The sequence below is a fragment of the Rhodococcus sp. ACS1 genome (assembly GCF_002300155.1).
Classification (GTDB): Bacteria; Actinomycetota; Actinomycetes; order Mycobacteriales; family Mycobacteriaceae; genus Rhodococcus_F; species Rhodococcus_F koreensis.
Map to the genome: position 1 here is coordinate 1 of NZ_NSDZ01000032.1, position 577 is coordinate 577.

Genomic DNA, 577 nt, shown 5'->3' on the forward strand with positions numbered 1-577 from the left:
CGACAAACAGTCGTCCGACAACTGACTTGCCTAATGAAGGCGTTGTAGGCGAGTACGACCCGGTCCGCGGTGACCGCGGCGAGGTCGGAGAACACGGTGGGCCAGTCCGGAGCGCCGAAGAGCTGGGCGGCGCTGATGCCGTGTACGGCTGCCGCCCCGGGGTGAATCTGCACGTCGCCGGGATCGACGAGGGTGTCGAGGAGGACGGCGCCGGTGGCCGCGTCGATGACAGCCACCTCGAGGATCGATCCGTCGAGGTCACTGGTCTCGGTATCGAGGATGACCGCATGGCCCGGGGTGAGCATGCGCGTCGCCCATTCCCGGGGGCCGTTCTCTGCTTCGGTCATCGTCTCCTCCTCGGTGGCCATCGTGACGGCACCCTCCGACATGCAGTTCGGGGTCATCGGGATGCCTTCACCTCCTCGACGACGGTCACCCACTGGTCGGGGCCGTAGGGCACGGCGGCAAGGAATCCGTCGGTGACGATGCCGACGTGCACAGTGGTGGTGTTGACGCGGTCGATTTCGGCGACGGTGTAGTCGTAGAACTCCCCCGCAGTGAACGGCTCCGGCCAGTC

At 66.6% G+C, this 577-nt stretch carries 1 pseudogene; it reads right to left on the reverse strand.

Annotated elements, in window-relative coordinates:
- Positions 1 to 404 (reverse strand): annotated as a pseudogene (locus CJ179_RS50465) (3'-5' exonuclease); the annotation flags it as partial.
- Positions 405 to 577: the final 173 nt, after the last annotated feature.